This window comes from Ruminococcus sp. AF17-12, from assembly GCF_003479245.1.
GTDB classification, from domain to species: Bacteria; Bacillota; Clostridia; order Lachnospirales; family Lachnospiraceae; genus Blautia_A; species Blautia_A fusiformis.
Window position 1 is genome coordinate 256465 of the sequence record NZ_QUGY01000001.1, and the last position, 15814, is coordinate 272278.

A 15814-nucleotide genomic window follows, 5' to 3' on the forward strand; every position below is an offset into this window, starting at 1 on the left:
AGGAGGGAACTTTTATGCTGACACTTTATACTGCTGTCGGAACCTTAAAATTTCAAAAAACGACAGGCGGAAAATCCATTCCTCTTGTAATCAACGATGGACAAGAATATGGACTATCGGATGACGAGCTGCTGCTCTGGAGCTGTCTTGCCTTCCAGATTCTGACGCTCCATGAACTCCAGGATGCCTATACCCTGCGCCAGATACAGAAAGAAGGTCCGAAAGGCTTATCCTTCCAACACTATCTGAACCGACTTTCCTTACGCGGTCTGGTTGTAAGCGGAATTGGACTGACAGGGGTGGATGCCTTATATCGCCTTCTCGGCAGTCTGACCATTATTCCCTTGAAGGATACCTTTCCCATCCGGCTCTTTGGCTGCGTTCAGCTTTATCTGGAAGGAACTATTGGTGCAAAAGAGTTTGGCAGATATTTAAAGAAGAAACCCTCTTCACCGATGGAAGATACCATTCTGAAGCTGGCTGATAAGGTATCCCTCACGACCGCTGAGCTTGTCACAAGTATGGAGCAGGAAAAAGTAATCCACAACGAATCGGATATTATGGATGAGTTATACACAGAACCGGAGACAACTTACCAAACACTTGTGGATGATGTCCAGATTCACCATACCCAGTATCCAGTGCTGCAGGCTATTGCTAATTTGTACCTGAATAAACAAATCACATTTCATACATGTTAAAGGAAGGAACCTTATGCCAAAACCATTTTTCACAAAGCTGGTTGCCATCAGTGCAATCGGCTTTTTCTGTGTACTTTTTGGGTGCATCTTCGGGATCGCCACCCATGACCGGCTCTTTATCCTCATGAGCCTCCTCATCGGAATCTGCAGCATCTTGCGTGCACTCAGTTTCTACCACCTGATCCATACACATGCTTATCTGTCACTGGACGTAAGCTGCACGAAACGGGAACAGACACTCTTCGGGAAAAACCAGCAATATTGGTTTGCCAGTGATAACGGAAAGGAATACGCCTTCTCACTGGAAAAGAATATCAAACTCCTAGAGGGACATCGGTATCGGCTGTACTTCCGGAAACCACAGCAGGGAACAGGGCAATCGATGCCATGTGCCGGAGATATTCTCGGATATGAAGAACTCACCGATCAACTGCCGGAACTTCCGGATACATCCGTTTAGATAGAAAATGAGCCGCCCGTACTGCATCACCCCTACAGTTCTGGCGGCTCATTTTATTATAAATAACCTCTCTTATTTCTATCAAACAATAGTGTTTGTATCCGCTTCAATGCCATGAGCATTTACTGATGTGCGATAAAGAAGTAATAGAAGTGTAAAAAATTTTGCCGTTCCTATCCGGCACTTGCGCATTGTGTCGGATAGGTCGGGCGGTTATTCGGGCAAGTCCACCTTGCCAACAAAAGAATAATAAATCTCAATGTCCTGTCTGCGGGTCTTGTTCTCGTCATAGCTGCACTCATGCACAACGATTTTCTCTACAAACTCCCGCAGCAGAGTAGGGGTAAGTTCTTCAAAGCTGGTATGCCGCCGGACAACATTCATAAACTTTTCTGCGTTCACGGTGGCTTCCTGTGCTTTGGAAAGCTCCGCTTGAATAGCAGCGGCTCTTTCTTTCAGCTCCCGTTGCTCTGCTTCATAGTCTGCCGACAGCTCTGTGAAACGCTCGTCTGATATGCGCCCGGTCACGCTGTCCTCATACAGCCGCTTGAAGATAGCGGATAACTCGGCTATGCGTTTCTCGGAGGCTTCCAGTTCCTTTTTCTTGGCGGCGTTCCTGCGTTTGCCCCCGTCCTCGTTCTGCTCAATCAAGAGTTTCATAAACCGGGCTTCATGCTTTGCCGCATAGCTGGTCACTTTCCGCAGATTGGAGAGTACACCAGCGGTCAAGAGGTCGGTGCGGATAAAGTGCGCCGTACAGTCATGGGTGCGTTTCTTGTAGTTGCCGCAGATATAACAGTCCTGCTTGCGCTTGTCCGTCTGGTATCGCTGCTGATACATCACGCTGCCGCAGTCCGCACAGAACAGTATGCCGGAGAACAAACCCACTTCATCATAGCGGTTTGGGCGTTTGCGCTGTTTGCGAAGCTCCTGCACCCGTTCCCATGTTTGGGTGTCTATGATAGGCTCGTGGTGGTTCTCGAAAATCACTTGCTTTTCCGGGGGATTTTCTACACTGTGCTTGACTTTGTAAGAAAGTTTTTCTGTCTTGAAATTTACCAGACAGCCTGTGTATTCCCGGTTTTCAAGGATATGCACTACGGTATTGGTCGCCCACTTGCACTCATAGCCGGGGTGGTAGCGGCGGGTGCTGCCCGTCCTGCGGTATTCAAGCGTTCCCGGCGTGGGGATTTGCTGCTCTGTGAGCATACGGGCTATCTTGGTCGGACCATTCCCGGCAAGACAGAGGTTGTATATCTGCTTGACTACGGGTGCAGCTTCCTCGTCAATAATGAAATTTTCATCCTCGTCCATGAGGTAGCCATACACAGGCTTGCTTGTGATGGGCTTGCCATTCATGCCTTTTGAGCGTTTTACTGCTTTGATTTTCTTGCTCGTATCTCTCACCAGCCATTCGTTAAAGATATTCCGCAGCGGGGCAAAGTCATTGTCGCCCTGTGCGCTGTCCACTCCGTCATTGATAGCGATGAAGCGGACACCTTTCTGTGGGAAAATCATTTCCGTGTACATTCCCACTTGCAGGTAGTTTCGCCCTAACCTCGACATATCCTTTACGATAACTGTCCCGACTTTTCCGGCTTCAATGTCCGCAAGCATGGCTTGAAAACCGGGTCTTTGAAAGTTCGCACCAGAATAACCGTCGTCCGTGTACCAGCGCAGATTGGAAAAGCCGTTCTGCTTTGCATAGGTTTCAAGGATACGCTTCTGATTGGAAATGGAATTGCTTTCGCCTTGCAGCTCGTCCTCATGGGATAGTCTTGGGTAAAGGGCGGTAATTGGTTGTTGGTTGGTCTGTCTTAACATAAAATCCTCCGTTTCCGACAGCCAGCCCCACTATTCCGTACCTTGATTGTACCACATGGGGCGGCTGTCTGTATAGCGGCAAAAGCGTCAAATCTGCTTCTTTATGGTCGGTCAAATCGCCGTTTTTTGTGTAGCAGCTTCCGCTTCCAGCACTTTCATCATCTTGTCGGCTGCGGTGTCGGTTGCGCCCTGCTTGAAGAAGCCGGAAACGGTAAGGACGGAGTTGCCCATGCGGATTTCCGTCACACAGTCCGGGCGGCGGTCTGTTTTGGTGGTGCTTGTCTGTTTCGTTTCTGTCATAGGCTCTCCTTTCGCTGCTTCATCAGTTGCTTTAAGCGTTCCAGCTTTTCCTGTGCGGTTTCCTTTCGGAAGTTGCTGCCCGTGAAGCGGACGGGGGCGCACATGGAAGTCAGCCTGTCATAGATACGGGCGTGGGGCGTGTCCTGCGGGTGCTGCAATTCCTCCAGCGTGAGGTTGGTCGTGGCGATCAGCGGCTTGCCGCTTCGGTAACGGCTGTCAATCACGCTGTAAACCTGTTCCAGCCCGTATTCTGTTCCTCGCTCCATACCGAAATCATCAAGTATCAGCAGAGGGTAGCTGCAAAGGCGGGAAATATATTCGTTCCTGCCCTCAAAGCTGGCGGCAAGGTCACCCAGTATCGTTGCAAAGTTTGTCATGCAGACGGCAACCTCTTTTTCCATAAGGGCGTTGGCGATACAGGCGGCAAGGTAGCTTTTTCCCGTCCCCACGCCGCCCCAAAACAGGTAGCCGATATTTTCAGCCTGCATGGTTTCCCAGCTCTCCACATAAAAGCGGGCGGTTTCGGTCTGCGGGTTTCTGCCGTTGTCATGCTCAAATGTCCAGTTCCGCATAGCAGGGTCGGTAAAGCCCCGGCGTTTCAAGTCCTCCACTTTTTCAAGGTGCTTCTGTCGGCTTTCGGCGGCTTGCTGCTTTTCACGGGCTGCCCGCTGGCAGTCGCACTCTGCCGGGTGGCGGTCACGCCCGAAACAAGTCTTTCCCTCTGCAAAATAGGCTTCTTTGGGCGTATGGCACTTACCGCAGTATAAAAGCCCGTCCTCGCCTGTGTAGTCCTCCGCTTCGGCGGTAGTGGCTGTAATGTCCGTAATCATAGCTTCAATTCCGTTTTTCATAAGCTCTCGCCCTCCTTGCATGAATAATCGGGTATGCCCTGTTTCGGGGCAGCCTTGCCTTTGGCAGCGTCCTCCTGCGCCCACTTGTAAATGGTGGCTGCATGGCTGTGGTACTGTTTCCCGGTGGAAGCGATATGGCAGGAAAGCCGGTCAATATAATACTCCCACTTGTCGGGCAACTCTGTTTTTAGCCCGGAAAGCTCTGTATCGGTCAGTATCACATTGTTGTATCTGCCATAAGCGGCGGGGGCGGGGTGTCCCGTTTCTCCCTCTCTCTCTTTTTCTATCTCTATCTCTTTCTCTAACTCTATCTCTATCTCTGGTGGACGAATGTCGGACAAATGTCCGCCTTTTGTCCGGGGCGGTAAAAGTGCCTTGTTTTCCAGTCTTGCAGCCCGTTTCCGCTCGGCTTCGGTAGAGGACTGTCCTATCATCAGCTCAATGTCGGTCATATAGAAAGCCCCGCTGTCAAGCTGCTCCACAAGCCCCAACTGCCGGAAAATCTCTAAAGCCCTCTCAACCGTCCCTATCTGGTGGCGGGTCAGTGTCGCTATCATCTGCGCTGTGTAGGGGATATGCTCGTCAAGCTGCAATTTCCCGCCGTTTTTCAGCGATTTTAAGTACAGCTTCAAGAGGATATTGGAGTATAAAATCCCGTCTTTCATATCTTCCAGCAGCACAATGGAGTCGCTGTCAAAAAAGTTCTCTTTCAGCTTGAGGTAGTAATACTTGCGGTTATCTGCCATTGTCCCTGTCCTCCTTTTTCCGGCGTTTGGAGTAGTAGTGGGGGCAGAGTATGATAACCGCCCGGAAGCTCTGCTTGCAGCTATGGGTACAGCCCCGGCAGAGGTCATTGTATGTGATACGATCGCAGGTGGAATTCCCGACTTTCACTTGCCGCAGGAAAAAAGACCATTCCAGCCGCCGTTTCTTGCTCATTCTTGGCATGGGTGCGCTCCTTTCTGCCGTTTCCGCTGGTGTGGCGGTATCGGCGGTAATTCTGTATCATCTCGGTATCATTTTCGGGTTTTTTCTGCCCTATAAGCCCGTTAAAAAATCCTTTGGTATTTGCGGATAGGGTACGGGGCAGCCCCCTTGTTCTGTATAGGTTCGGGTACATTTTGGGGCGGTTTTTATCGTTCCTGTTCCTGCCTTTTCACAGGCTTGCGCTCCCGGTGTAAAATCTGGTCGATATTGCCCTTGACAGTCTGTAAGCGGCGGTATTCCTCCCGTTTTGCCCGGTAATCGTTGTAGCCGCTGTTTTTCTCTTGGATAAGGGTTTCAATCTCTGCTTGCAGGGCTTTATAGCTCGGCAGCTTGGAAATGCCGTTTTCCCTGAAATAGCGGGCGGCTGCGTCTGCTATGATAAAGTCGCTTTCGTACTTCTGACGGTAGGCTGCTTTTGCTTTGGCGTTTTTCTGCTGTTTCAGCCCGTCCCGGACAGGGCGGGTCTTGGAATAGGCAAGCACCTGCCGTTGCAGCTCCTTTTTCCCGTTCAGCGTCTTTTCCATCTGCTTCAGCTCTGTAAGGCTTTCCCGCATGGCGGTATAGGCGGCAGAACAGGCTTCGTCCAGTTCCTCCGGGGAAGAAAAGCCGTACTGCTGATAGGCGGTAACGGTAGCTGCCATTTGCTTTAGGTTGTGCTTTGCCGCCCAGCGGTCATAGCCCACGCCCTTGCCCTCGGCTCGCTTGGCTTCCCGGTCAACCATGCGCTGCAAGGTGTTGTCTGCCGGGGTGGTTTTTGTGGTTTTTTCCCCTTGTGACAGCTTTTTAACCGCGGCAGGGTATTCGAGTATGGCTTTGCTCTGTTCGGCGGCTCTGTGGGCGTTCTGCGTAAGCAGGACAAGGACAGCAGCCTTGTCAAAATCGTCCCCCAGCTTCCGGGCTGTGATAGGCTTTGTCCTGTCCGGCGTGAGGTAGGAAAGCCGCCCCCGGCTCTCCTTGACGGTCACACCCTCCCGCAGCAAAAGGGAAGAAAATTCGTCAAAGCTGCCAGCTTGGGAAAGTGCCTGCCGTATCGTCCGGCGCAGCTTCGCCTTGTCCGTTTCAAACTTGGTGGGCTTGGTCGGCTGTCCTGCGGCTTCTCTGACAGCGTTCTCTTTATCAAGGGCAAGCTGTCCTTTCTTTGCCGCCCAGTATTCCCGTTCGGTTATCCGTTCCTTGCTGCCGCTTAGGAGGTCGATTTGGTAAAGCCCCTCCCGGTGGCACATCTCCATGACTTCACTCTTGAAATATTCCATAGCGGCGTTGGTGCAGCGGTGCTTGCAGCCCTCCCGTGTGTCGGCTGGTCTGTCCATGTAGGGCAGAAGCGGGACTTCATAAATCCGCAGGGAGTTGATGACGATATGCACATGGATATTGCCGCTGTGGTTATGCCCGTCCGGGTGGGTGCAGACTAAGGCTTGGTGTCCGGGGAAATGCTCTTTACAGAACTGCTCGCCCAGCTCCTGCGCCCGGTCTACGGTCAAGCCGTTGTCTGTCCCGTCCCGTGGGTCAAAGCTGATGATATAGTGGTGGCTTTTCACATCTTCCCGTTTTTGGTTTTTCTCATAGCGGAGATTAGCCCGCATACAGGCAACAGCGAAATCCTCGCCCCCACAGTTGAGGGAAGAAATGCGGTAATCCTCCCTCGGTATCAGCCGCCCGTTTTCATCAAGGGTGGGCTTCATGGTAAACTCGTCATGCTCAAATGTGAGATAGGCTTCCGCTGCGCCATAGTCCGCATTTTTAGAGCTGATATGTTTGAATGTTGCCAACAGCGTCACCCACTTTCTGCAAGACTTCAAACTTTAGGGCAGCAAGGTCGGAAACCGCCGCCCGTACCTCCCCGGCAAGCTGCGGGTAGGGGCTGTGCCACTCGTTCAGCGTCCGGGCTATCTGGTTTAAGTTGCCGCCGATCCTGCCGTATTCGGCGGTCAGCTTCCCGACAGCGGCAAGCAACTCGTCATTGACGGGGGAAACGGTTATGATGGGGCGTATGGCTGCCCCGGTTATGGCTTGCCGGATAAACTCGGCTTGGCTCATGTTGTAAGCAGAAAGCCTTTCCGCAAACTCGGCGTATTCTTCCTCGGTCATGCGTGTCTTGACTACCCGGCTGCGGTGCGGCGTGTTATATCGTTTTCGCATGGTAAAACCTCCTTCGGCTGTGCGTGGTGTCCTCTCACTAATAGGAGAAAAACAGGGTGTAAAGCGGAACTGTTTTTGAAAAATCCGAAAAATTATTTTGAGGGATTTTCCAGCGGCGTAAGCCGCATAAGCAGGGTTTGGGGAAGGCACTCCCCAACAAGATTCCCGCAGGGGCAAAATGAGCGATAAGCGAATTTTGGTACTGCGGTAGAATCTTGCTCTGAAAAACTCCGGCGTTCCCCGGCTTCCGTACTTTCCGCTAACAAGACGTTTCAAAAGGGCTTTGCTACCCGCTATTCCGGCATATCTTGAAAATTTTCCTTTCACTACCTACAACACCACGCAAAGCAAAATGGACGGAGATTTTTAGAATTTCCCCTTATTCCCTACAACACCACGCAAGCCGAAAAAGGCGGACAATGGCAGTATTTTTTTCTTTGATACCCTCCACGGATAAGTAAGGGATTTTGCCAACTGCGGCGGCAATTTTCCCTTTTGTTTTTTCATACTGGGGATTTTCAAAAATGCCAAACAGGAACGAAAAAAAGCAGCAAATCTGTTGAATAGATTTACTGCTTTCTGGTTGCCGGCGAAGCGGCGGTTATTCAGTTGTAGGCGGTAGGGCTATCTCCCAAAGCGGAACTTGAAAATAGCTGTGAGAAGCGTCTGGGTGATGTAGTCCTCTGTATCTTGGTCTACCCGTCCATTCACACGGGCGGCACATTGTATGCGGCGGCGGTAATACTGCAATACAGTTCCCACCGCTTCCGGCTCCCCGCTGGTGGCTTGGACGATTGTTTCATAGGGGAGAAGCCTATTATTTCTCATATGCCATTCCCTCCATTTCCGCTTGGAGCTGCCGTAGGACTTTTCGGATATGGTAGCCCGCTGTGCTGCGGCTGCGCCCGTACTGTCTGCCAATTTCGTGCTGTGGAATACGCTTGAAAAAGGACAGGTAAATCATTTCCCGCTCCCGTTCGTCCAGCCGTGACAGGGCTTCCGCAAGTAAGCCGCTGCTGAAAATGACCGTATCGCCGCAAAGGGTAAGTATGTATTCCTCGTCCGGCTCCGGGGCTTGGAAATATTCATCTGTCGTGCCTAAAGGGTAGTGCTTTTCGTCTGTGAGGTATTCAAGGGATATTTCTCTTTTGTGCTTCCTGCTCCGTGTCCTCGCTGCGTTGATCGTTGCATTTCGGATAACGACTTTGCAAAAGGCATGGAAAGTGTACTCGATATGTTCCCGATATTCTTCTGTACAGGTCATGGAAAATCCCCCTTTCCTCCCAAAAGGGCTGTGGCTGGTTAGTAGTTGCTTTTTATGATAGTAAGGGGCGGCAGCACTTTAGGCTGTCGCTCCTTGACTGCCTAACTGCAAAACCGGGCGGGGCTGTCAACGGCGGGCGAAGCCCGTTCATCTTGACCGTTGACTGGCTCGGCCAGGTTTGCTATTTATCCGGCAAACTTGAATTTATTTTAAGCTATCACGTTTTACCTTTTTAAGCCTTACTATCATTACCATAGGAATTTCTTTGTTGTTTTTGAAACATTCTTCATAAAATCCATCAATGACAAATCCAGCTCTAAAACAAAGGTTAAAAATATCTTGTATGGAACGATGATAATAAATCTGCTCCTCCGGTTGCCCTTCAATCGCTATACCATAGTAACTGTGCGGTGTCATATATTTTTCAGTCAACGTGATAAAACAAGGGTGTTGCGTTGCAAAGACAAAAATTCCGCTTTCCTCCAACAGTTCATAAACAGCCATAAGAAGTGGTTCAATATCCGTAATATCCATAATTGCCATATTAGAAACTGCTTTCGTAAAGGCTCGATTTCTTTTTAATTCTAATATACTTTCTCTATTGGTCGCATCCGCTACACAAAATTCAATTTGTTTTGCATATTGTGATTGCCGTCTTTTAGCCAATTCTATCATTTTTTTGCTGTAATCAAAAGCGACAATCGAAGCGCCTCTTTGTGCAAGATACGAAGAATAATTTCCATTGCCACACGCAATATCCAAAATGTAATCCGCAGGATTAGGAGATAGAAGTTCCGTTACTTTGGGACGCACTACCTCTCTGTGAAATTCATTAGATTTGTCACCCATTGCATTATCCCAAAATTGTGCGTTTTTCTCCCAGATTTTTTTACTTTCCTCTGTTCCCATGTTCTCTCCCACTCCCAAAATTTGCCTTTTTGCTTCCATTAAATCTTCCTTACTATATTCCATTGTTACCCTCCATAACTTCTGATTGTTGCCGTCTTGACTATTATGTATCTTTTCTTTCCAAAATGGTATAGGCTTTTATTTTTATAATGCTGCAAAACTTTTCTTCTGTAAGGTATTCAAAGGATATTTCCCTTTGCCGCCGCTATTGGAAAGCCAAAAGCAGCGGCTTTTTTACGCGATATGACCGAAAAGTCTAGAAAGCAGGATATGTCATCATTTGTCATTTCTTCTCAATGTAATAACTGCATGGCATATCAAGCCAAATACAAGAGAAAAACAGCCACCGCCAAATAGTGATGCTCCCCACCCTGCACCCGACATTGTCATAAAACCGCCAACAAAGAAAATACCAATGCCAAGAAATATCCCGACACCATAAAAAAGTCCAATTGCCATATCATACTTATTAAATTGTCGTTTCTCTTTTTTTTCACATGTTTCCATTTTTGTTATTACCTCCTTCGCAAAATCGTCCATGTGGACTCCAAAAAGAAAACAAATTTTTTTCAACGTATTTAAATCGGGTTCATTAACATCTCTCTCCCAATTCGATAGCGCCTGCCGGGTAACATTCAATTCCCCAGCCAGTTCTTCCTGTGTCATTCCCGATTGTGTTCGCAGATGACGTATTTGCTTTCCTGTTGTAATATCCGTCTGTTTCTGGTTCAAAATGGTTCCTCCTCTCTGATGCTGATTTTATCAATATACGATACATTTATGCAGACAACACCACGGATCGGCTTTTGGCTGGACAATTCCAATCAAACACCACAGCAGACAGCAGAAACCATTCTGAACACCAGGAAGCCGGTATGATTGTTACATATAAGGGGAAGAAAAATTTCTTTTAAGTACTTGCTTTCCTAAAACTGATGTGATATAATAGCTTCATTCCAGAAAAGGAGTAAAAAATATGCGGCAAGGTATTCTTAAATAAAACTATAATCAAATAGTGGGAACAAAGAATTATGATAGCTCCTTTTGTGGGGGCTTGGTTTTTTGTACCCAATTTAAGAATACTTTTGCCTTATCAATTTTGACATATTCAAAAAACAGCAATCACAAATAGGTGTATGCTGTATATGTGTATGTCCGCAAATTAGAATCCCCAGTGGTAAAAGTATTTTACTGCTGGGGATTTTTATGCCCTTTGGGGCTGTAAAGGGAGGACAATCACATGAAAATAATCAATATCGGCATTCTGGCCCATGTAGACGCAGGAAAAACTACATTGACAGAAAGTCTGCTATACACCAGTGGAGCGATTGCGGAACAGGGAAACGTGGATAAAGGGACCACAAGAACAGACACTATGATTTTGGAACGGCAACGGGGAATTACCATTCAGACAGCGGTTACTTCTTTTTATTGGAATGATTATAAAATCAATATCGTGGACACTCCCGGTCATATGGATTTTTTAACCGAAGCATACCGCTCTTTATCTGTCCTTGACGGAGCTGTTTTAGTCATTTCAGCAAAAGACGGCGTACAGGCACAAACCCGTATATTATTCCATGCGCTTCAGAAAATGGACATTCCGACAATTATCTTTATAAATAAGATAGACCAAAATGGGATCGACCTGCAGTGTGTTTACCAAAGCATTAAAGATAAACTTACCAGTGATATGATTGTCATGCAGGAGGTTTCCCTGTCGCCAAAGATAACCATGACCGATATTTCTGATTTAGACAAATGGGATATGATTATTTCCGGAAGCGATGAACTATTAGAACGATATGTTGCAGAGGATTCTTTGGATATACAGGAATTACAATATGAAAAGTGCAAAAGAACCAGATGCTGCTCTTTGTTTCCTGTTTATCATGGGAGTGCAAAAGACAATTTAGGAACAGAAAAACTGATTGAAGCGATTATAGAAACTTTCATTACAGAAACGGACGATATTCAGTCTGAATTATGTGGATATGTTTTTAAGGTTGAGTATACAGAGCGGAAAAAACGGCTTTCTTATTTACGCCTGTATCATGGGACGCTCCATTTACGGGATACCCTGCTGCTGTCAAAAAAGGAAAAAATAAAGATTACAGAAATGTGTATTCCGTCAAATGGTGAAATCGTCCCGGCTGACCATGCCTGTCCGGGAGAAATTGTTATTTTAGCTGATGATACTTTGAAACTGAACGATATCCTGGGAAATGAAAAACTCCTGCCTCACAAAACACGGATTGATAATCCCATGCCATTACTTCGGACAACGGTAGAGCCGCAAAAGCCGGAGCAAAGGGAAGCCCTGTTAAATGCCCTCGCAGAGATTGCTGATACAGACCCTCTTTTGCATTTTGACATTGATACTGTTACCCATGAGATTATGTTATCTTTTTTGGGAAAAGTACAGTTAGAAGTTATTTGTTCGCTATTAGAAGAAAAATATCATGTGGGCGTGGCTATGAAAGAGCCTTCGGTTATTTATCTGGAAAGACCGCAAAAAAAAGCGAGCTGCACGATTCATATTGAAGTGCCGCCGAATCCGTTTTGGGCATCTATTGGTTTGACTGTAACACCGCTTCCTGTTGGAAGCGGAACACAATATAAAAGCGAGGTATCTCTCGGCTATTTAAACCAAAGTTTTCAAAATGCCGTCATGGAGGGTGTGCGTTATGGAATGGAGCAGGGCTTATATGGCTGGGGAGTGACAGACTGCCAAATTTGTTTTGATTATGGAGTTTATTACAGCCCGGTCAGCACCCCCGCTGATTTTCGTTTTCTTGCGCCTGTCGTGTTGGAGCAGGCATTGAAAAAAGCAGGGACACAACTGTTGGAACCATACCTTTCCTTTACCCTTTTTGCACCGCAGGAATATCTTTCACGGGCTTATAATGATGCACCAAAGTATTGCGCAATCATTGAATCAACCAGACTTGAAAAAGATGAAGTTATTTTTAAGGGTGAAATCCCTGCCCGTTGTATCGGTGAATATAGGAATGATCTGAATTTTTATACAAATGGAAGAAGTGTCTGCATTACAGAATTAAAAGGGTATCAGGAAACTTCCGGCGAGCCTGTATTTCAGCCACGCCGCCCGAACAGCCGTTTAGACAAGATCCGGCATATGTTTCAGAAGATAATGTAACGTCTTGCGCAATGCAAGCGTTCATTGCTGGCTATTGCGAAATATCCCAGAAGGCCGGCTCCCAAGGAGGAAACGTCAATGATCCTGCCTTCAGTGATTATACCTCTATATTTTGTCTGGTGCATTAAGGAAACCTCAGACACGGTAAATATGTCCTATAACTTCTGATGGAGGGGGAACTCCTCCTTCCGTTATATCTATATAGATTTATTAGATTGGACTTTGTAACTATTAACCAGTAGTCGTTCTTGACTACACCATTATTATACTAGGAGAATGTAACTTCATGTTTGCTAAAAATTCAAAGGCATATTCTGTCTACCTGCTGTTCCGATTTGTCTGTTCCCTGGCGGTTTCTATGTCCACAGTGCTTTCCATCGTGTACCACCTGGAGGTGGTGCAGCTGGATGCTTTCCAGCTTGTCCTGGTAGGGACGGTTCTGGAGACCTCCTGCTTTCTGTTCGAGATACCCACCGGTGTGGTGGCGGATTTGTATAGCCGTCGGCGCTCGGTGCTGATTGGAATGTTCCTCTACGGCCTGGGCTTTCTGATGGAGGGTGCGCTACCGTGGTTCGCGCCGGTTCTGCTGGCCCAGGTTGTCTGGGGTTGCGGTGATACCTTCATCACCGGCGCTCTGGAGGCGTGGATTGCCTCGGAGGAAGAGGACAAACCCATAGACAAGGTGTTCCTGCGGGGCAGTCAAATGGGGCAAATCGGCGGCGTTCTGGGCGTGGTGCTGGGCACACTGCTGGGAAACATAAACCTGCAAATGCCTGTCATCTTGGGGGGCAGTTTGTGCTTGTTGTTGGGGCTGGTGATGGTTCGCATCATGCCAGAAACCAACTTCTCCCCTGCTATTGAGGAACGGCAGGGCTTGCTTAAAGACTTTGTCTGCCTGTTCAAGCTCAACCTGGGCTTTGTGAAAGGCGCACCTGTGTTGCTGGCGCTCTTAGCAATCACACTATGCGGGGGACTTGCCAGTGAAGGCTTTGACCGGCTCTCCACCGCTCATTTTCTGGATGACACGGTAATACCCGTTATCGGGCCGCTGAACAGCGTCACTTGGTTCGGTGTTATCAGTCTTATCGGCAACGGCTTAGGTATTCTGGCTTCTCAGTTGCTCATCGCCCGCATGGAGAAAAAAGGGACTGTCAGCCGAACCAGTGTGGTCATGTCCACCAGCGCCGGGTATATCCTGTGCCTGGTTCTCTTCGCGGTGGGGCGGAGCTTTTGGTTCATGTTGTTGGTGTTCCTGCTGGCGGGGCTTATGCGCACCATCAAGGAGCCTGTGCTGGCCGCCTGGATGAACGACCATGTGGATGAGAAAATGCGCGCCACAGTCTTTTCCACCAGCGGACAGCTGGACTCTTTCGGGCAGATCATCGGCGGGCCTATTGTGGGGCTGGTAGCCCAGCAGGTGTCCATACCCTGGGGGCTGGTCTGTACCGCTTTCCTGCTGTTGCCCGCGCTGTTCTTAGTGCCGGTGGCGGGAAAGAAGCGGGATTGATATGGCATAGTTAAGTTTACTGACGAGCGGGAGATTACTTCCGCTCGTCTTCATTTAGTAGCGCAAAATTTGAGGACTCTTTATTTCCTTATTCGGTATAGCGGAGGCGGCTGTCAATTCGACATAATTTTCTTGTGATACTTTACCGTACATGAGCATTTGCTCCGGGAATGTCTTAGTTAAACTTGAAAGAATTAGATTTTCATTCTCATTACACAAATATTATTAGATAACCAATTCAGAAATATCAATGCTCGTTTTATAGTTTTGTTTTACTCCGCCAGGAGAAGTAATAAAAATCGTAGCATATTCCCCATTTTCATAAAGGGTAATTTCTTTTATATCTTTTTCTTCATCTTGGTTCGTAGTATCGCAATAAAATTTTATGGTATATTTAGGGTTCATACCTATGCTTTTTTCTGTCTCTTTCCATGATTTTATATTTAAAGCAGAAATAACCTTGTCTATATTATGCTTATCATCATACTTTACCAGCAATTCCTTATTTGCGGCATCATATATCTCTATAACTTTTACACCTTTTACATAATTGTCCATTCTCTGCCTTTTTCCGCCCCGCCAGATACCTGTGCCGGTATTTCAGCTCTGCATACTCTGTGATCCGTTTCATGTAGACTGCATCATAAGCTCCGCCTACAGCACCAACCACCGGAATTCCCTGTAAGAACTTCATATACAGAAGCTCTTTTGACAAAGCTCCCGCCGTTTGTTCGATCTGCTCCTTATCCTGATACTCTTCCGGCAGTATTCCGTTTCTGATAAATTCATTTACTTTCCCGTCAATCTCACAAAGTGTATCCCCATAGGATACTGCTCCCCGGATCAATAATAAGATAAAATATTTTTCTTCCCTGCTTTCATAGCTGTATCCATACTGCAGAGCAGTCTCATAAATATTCTTTAAAATCATCCCTGTAAATACCGGAATATCCGGCAGACCGATTCCCAATACGCCCATCCCGATTCCAGACACACCGGATAGCAGTAAATTCTTTGTTCCCGTATCTCTTGCCTTTTTAGAAAAAGAGCGGAGGGATTTGGAATTCTGCTTTACATCCGCCATATACTGCCGCACCTGATAATCCTGCTCCAGTTTTGTCCGCTGATACGTCTTTTCAATAACCCCGGTTCCTTTCTCGAAAATCAGAGCAAATGCCTTCGCAAAAGCGGTATCCAATGTTTTCTGAAGTTTCGGCGGTATCTTTTCCTCCAGTTTCTGATTCAGAATGCTCTCCCTTTTCTCTGAACGCTTCTGAAGGAATCTCTGCTCCTGTACTTCCAGCTTTTCCCACTCCTTCTGAAGCGGTGTCCTTTTATCAAATAATCGCATCTTAATACACCTCCGCACCAAACGGCATCAATGCCAGTTTCGCCAGTTTAAACTGCTGTAAACCAAACGGGATTCCGATAATCGTCACACATAAAGCTGTACCCAACGCCAGATGCTCCAGTGCAAGAGGCAGACCGGATACAATCAGCCAGATGATATTCAAAAGGAACGAACCAGCTCCGCCACCATACTGCACCTCTTTTCCAAAGGGGAAAAAACTAAGCGCCGCAAATTTAAAACACTGCATCCCCACCGGAATCCCCACAACGGTAATACACCAGAGACAACCTGCCAGACACCAGCTCAGCCCACTGACTGCGCCGCCAAACACAAACCACAACACATTTCCCAGGCATCCCAT

The 15814-nt window shown here is 47.5% G+C and carries 18 protein-coding genes; 4 read left to right on the forward strand and 14 right to left on the reverse strand.

Annotation, left to right across the window (positions count from 1 at the left end; translation table 11 throughout):
* Window positions 1-14: 14 nt before the first annotated feature.
* Window positions 15-701, forward strand: a complete 687-nt coding sequence (locus DWW77_RS01370) for a hypothetical protein (RefSeq protein WP_005333502.1) — start codon at window positions 15-17, stop codon at window positions 699-701.
* A 13-nt stretch (window positions 702-714) separates the two neighbouring features.
* Window positions 715-1161, forward strand: coding sequence for a hypothetical protein (locus DWW77_RS01375; RefSeq protein WP_005333500.1), 447 nt, complete (start codon window positions 715-717; stop codon window positions 1159-1161).
* Window positions 1162-1374: 213 nt separating this feature from the next.
* Here the strand turns inward: DWW77_RS01375 and DWW77_RS01380 are convergent, their stop codons facing one another.
* The 11 genes from DWW77_RS01380 to DWW77_RS01435 form a co-directional block, all read right to left on the reverse strand.
* Complete coding sequence (locus DWW77_RS01380; RefSeq protein ID WP_002569232.1) at window positions 1375-2985, reverse strand: recombinase family protein; 1611 nt, start codon at window positions 2983-2985, stop codon at window positions 1375-1377.
* Window positions 2986-3096: 111 nt separating this feature from the next.
* Window positions 3097-3285 carry a transposon-encoded TnpW family protein gene (locus DWW77_RS01385; RefSeq protein WP_002569233.1) on the reverse strand — a complete coding sequence of 63 codons (189 nt, stop codon included), beginning with the start codon at window positions 3283-3285 and terminating at the stop codon, window positions 3097-3099.
* Window positions 3282-4136: an ATP-binding protein gene (locus tag DWW77_RS01390; protein WP_002569234.1), complete on the reverse strand. Its 855-nt coding sequence runs from the start codon at window positions 4134-4136 to the stop codon at window positions 3282-3284. The genes DWW77_RS01385 and DWW77_RS01390 overlap by 4 nt, the downstream gene beginning before the upstream one ends.
* Window positions 4133-4882, reverse strand: a complete 750-nt coding sequence (locus DWW77_RS01395; protein ID WP_002569235.1) for a phage replisome organizer N-terminal domain-containing protein — start codon at window positions 4880-4882, stop codon at window positions 4133-4135. The genes DWW77_RS01390 and DWW77_RS01395 overlap by 4 nt, the downstream gene beginning before the upstream one ends.
* Complete coding sequence (locus DWW77_RS01400) at window positions 4872-5084, reverse strand: hypothetical protein (RefSeq protein ID WP_002569236.1); 213 nt, start codon at window positions 5082-5084, stop codon at window positions 4872-4874. Before DWW77_RS01400 ends, DWW77_RS01395 begins: the two co-directional genes overlap by 11 nt.
* 185 nt (window positions 5085-5269) lie before the next feature.
* A complete protein-coding gene (locus tag DWW77_RS01410; RefSeq protein ID WP_002569237.1) occupies window positions 5270-6892 on the reverse strand; it encodes a relaxase/mobilization nuclease domain-containing protein in 1623 nt (540 codons plus the stop codon).
* On the reverse strand, window positions 6864-7262 hold the full coding sequence (locus tag DWW77_RS01415) for a plasmid mobilization protein (protein ID WP_002569238.1): 399 nt from the start codon (window positions 7260-7262) through the stop codon (window positions 6864-6866). The genes DWW77_RS01410 and DWW77_RS01415 overlap by 29 nt, the downstream gene beginning before the upstream one ends.
* A gap of 624 nt (window positions 7263-7886) precedes the next feature.
* Complete coding sequence (locus tag DWW77_RS01420; protein WP_003505336.1) at window positions 7887-8090, reverse strand: helix-turn-helix domain-containing protein; 204 nt, start codon at window positions 8088-8090, stop codon at window positions 7887-7889.
* A complete protein-coding gene (locus tag DWW77_RS01425) occupies window positions 8080-8526 on the reverse strand; it encodes an RNA polymerase sigma factor (RefSeq protein WP_003505338.1) in 447 nt (148 codons plus the stop codon). The genes DWW77_RS01420 and DWW77_RS01425 overlap by 11 nt, the downstream gene beginning before the upstream one ends.
* A 204-nt stretch (window positions 8527-8730) precedes the next feature.
* On the reverse strand, window positions 8731-9498 hold the full coding sequence (locus DWW77_RS01430) for a class I SAM-dependent methyltransferase (RefSeq protein ID WP_003505400.1): 768 nt from the start codon (window positions 9496-9498) through the stop codon (window positions 8731-8733).
* A gap of 213 nt (window positions 9499-9711) precedes the next feature.
* Window positions 9712-10167, reverse strand: coding sequence for an XRE family transcriptional regulator (locus DWW77_RS01435; protein ID WP_003505401.1), 456 nt, complete (start codon window positions 10165-10167; stop codon window positions 9712-9714).
* A 508-nt stretch (window positions 10168-10675) separates the two neighbouring features.
* On the opposite strand from DWW77_RS01435, the gene tet(32) reads away from it, so the two are divergent.
* Window positions 10676-12595, forward strand: coding sequence for a tetracycline resistance ribosomal protection protein Tet(32) (gene tet(32), locus DWW77_RS01445; RefSeq protein WP_003505402.1), 1920 nt, complete (start codon window positions 10676-10678; stop codon window positions 12593-12595).
* Between the two features lie 286 nt (window positions 12596-12881).
* Window positions 12882-14102, forward strand: coding sequence for a tetracycline efflux MFS transporter Tet(40) (gene tet(40) / locus DWW77_RS01450; protein ID WP_024407615.1), 1221 nt, complete (start codon window positions 12882-12884; stop codon window positions 14100-14102).
* Between the two features lie 225 nt (window positions 14103-14327).
* On the opposite strand, the gene DWW77_RS01455 is transcribed toward tet(40), so the two are convergent.
* From DWW77_RS01455 to DWW77_RS01465, 3 genes are read right to left on the reverse strand one after another with little or no spacing between them, the layout of a single operon-like run.
* Window positions 14328-14660 carry a DUF5301 domain-containing protein gene (locus tag DWW77_RS01455; protein ID WP_005333498.1) on the reverse strand — a complete coding sequence of 111 codons (333 nt, stop codon included), beginning with the start codon at window positions 14658-14660 and terminating at the stop codon, window positions 14328-14330.
* Entirely contained in the window at window positions 14617-15453 is an 837-nt protein-coding gene (locus DWW77_RS01460) for an EcsC family protein (protein WP_005333496.1), read from the reverse strand. Before DWW77_RS01460 ends, DWW77_RS01455 begins: the two co-directional genes overlap by 44 nt.
* A gap of 1 nt (window position 15454) precedes the next feature.
* Entirely contained in the window at window positions 15455-15814 is a 360-nt protein-coding gene (locus tag DWW77_RS01465) for a YccF domain-containing protein (protein WP_005333494.1), read from the reverse strand.

Bases quoted from the DNA above. Each gene is read 5' to 3' on its own strand.
- DWW77_RS01370 (WP_005333502.1), top strand. From the start codon at position 15: ATGCTGACACTTTATACTGCTGTCGGAACCTTAAAATTTCAAAAAACG.
- DWW77_RS01375 (WP_005333500.1), top strand. From the start codon at position 715: ATGCCAAAACCATTTTTCACAAAGCTGGTTGCCATCAGTGCAATCGGC.
- DWW77_RS01380 (WP_002569232.1), bottom strand. From the start codon at position 2,985: ATGTTAAGACAGACCAACCAACAACCAATTACCGCCCTTTACCCAAGA.
- DWW77_RS01385 (WP_002569233.1), bottom strand. From the start codon at position 3,285: ATGACAGAAACGAAACAGACAAGCACCACCAAAACAGACCGCCGCCCG.
- DWW77_RS01390 (WP_002569234.1), bottom strand. From the start codon at position 4,136: ATGAAAAACGGAATTGAAGCTATGATTACGGACATTACAGCCACTACC.
- DWW77_RS01395 (WP_002569235.1), bottom strand. From the start codon at position 4,882: ATGGCAGATAACCGCAAGTATTACTACCTCAAGCTGAAAGAGAACTTT.
- DWW77_RS01400 (WP_002569236.1), bottom strand. From the start codon at position 5,084: ATGCCAAGAATGAGCAAGAAACGGCGGCTGGAATGGTCTTTTTTCCTG.
- DWW77_RS01415 (WP_002569238.1), bottom strand. From the start codon at position 7,262: ATGCGAAAACGATATAACACGCCGCACCGCAGCCGGGTAGTCAAGACA.
- DWW77_RS01420 (WP_003505336.1), bottom strand. From the start codon at position 8,090: ATGAGAAATAATAGGCTTCTCCCCTATGAAACAATCGTCCAAGCCACC.
- DWW77_RS01425 (WP_003505338.1), bottom strand. From the start codon at position 8,526: ATGACCTGTACAGAAGAATATCGGGAACATATCGAGTACACTTTCCAT.
- DWW77_RS01430 (WP_003505400.1), bottom strand. From the start codon at position 9,498: ATGGAATATAGTAAGGAAGATTTAATGGAAGCAAAAAGGCAAATTTTG.
- DWW77_RS01455 (WP_005333498.1), bottom strand. From the start codon at position 14,660: ATGGACAATTATGTAAAAGGTGTAAAAGTTATAGAGATATATGATGCC.
- DWW77_RS01460 (WP_005333496.1), bottom strand. From the start codon at position 15,453: ATGCGATTATTTGATAAAAGGACACCGCTTCAGAAGGAGTGGGAAAAG.
- DWW77_RS01465 (WP_005333494.1), bottom strand. From the start codon at position 15,814: ATGGGATGCCTGGGAAATGTGTTGTGGTTTGTGTTTGGCGGCGCAGTC.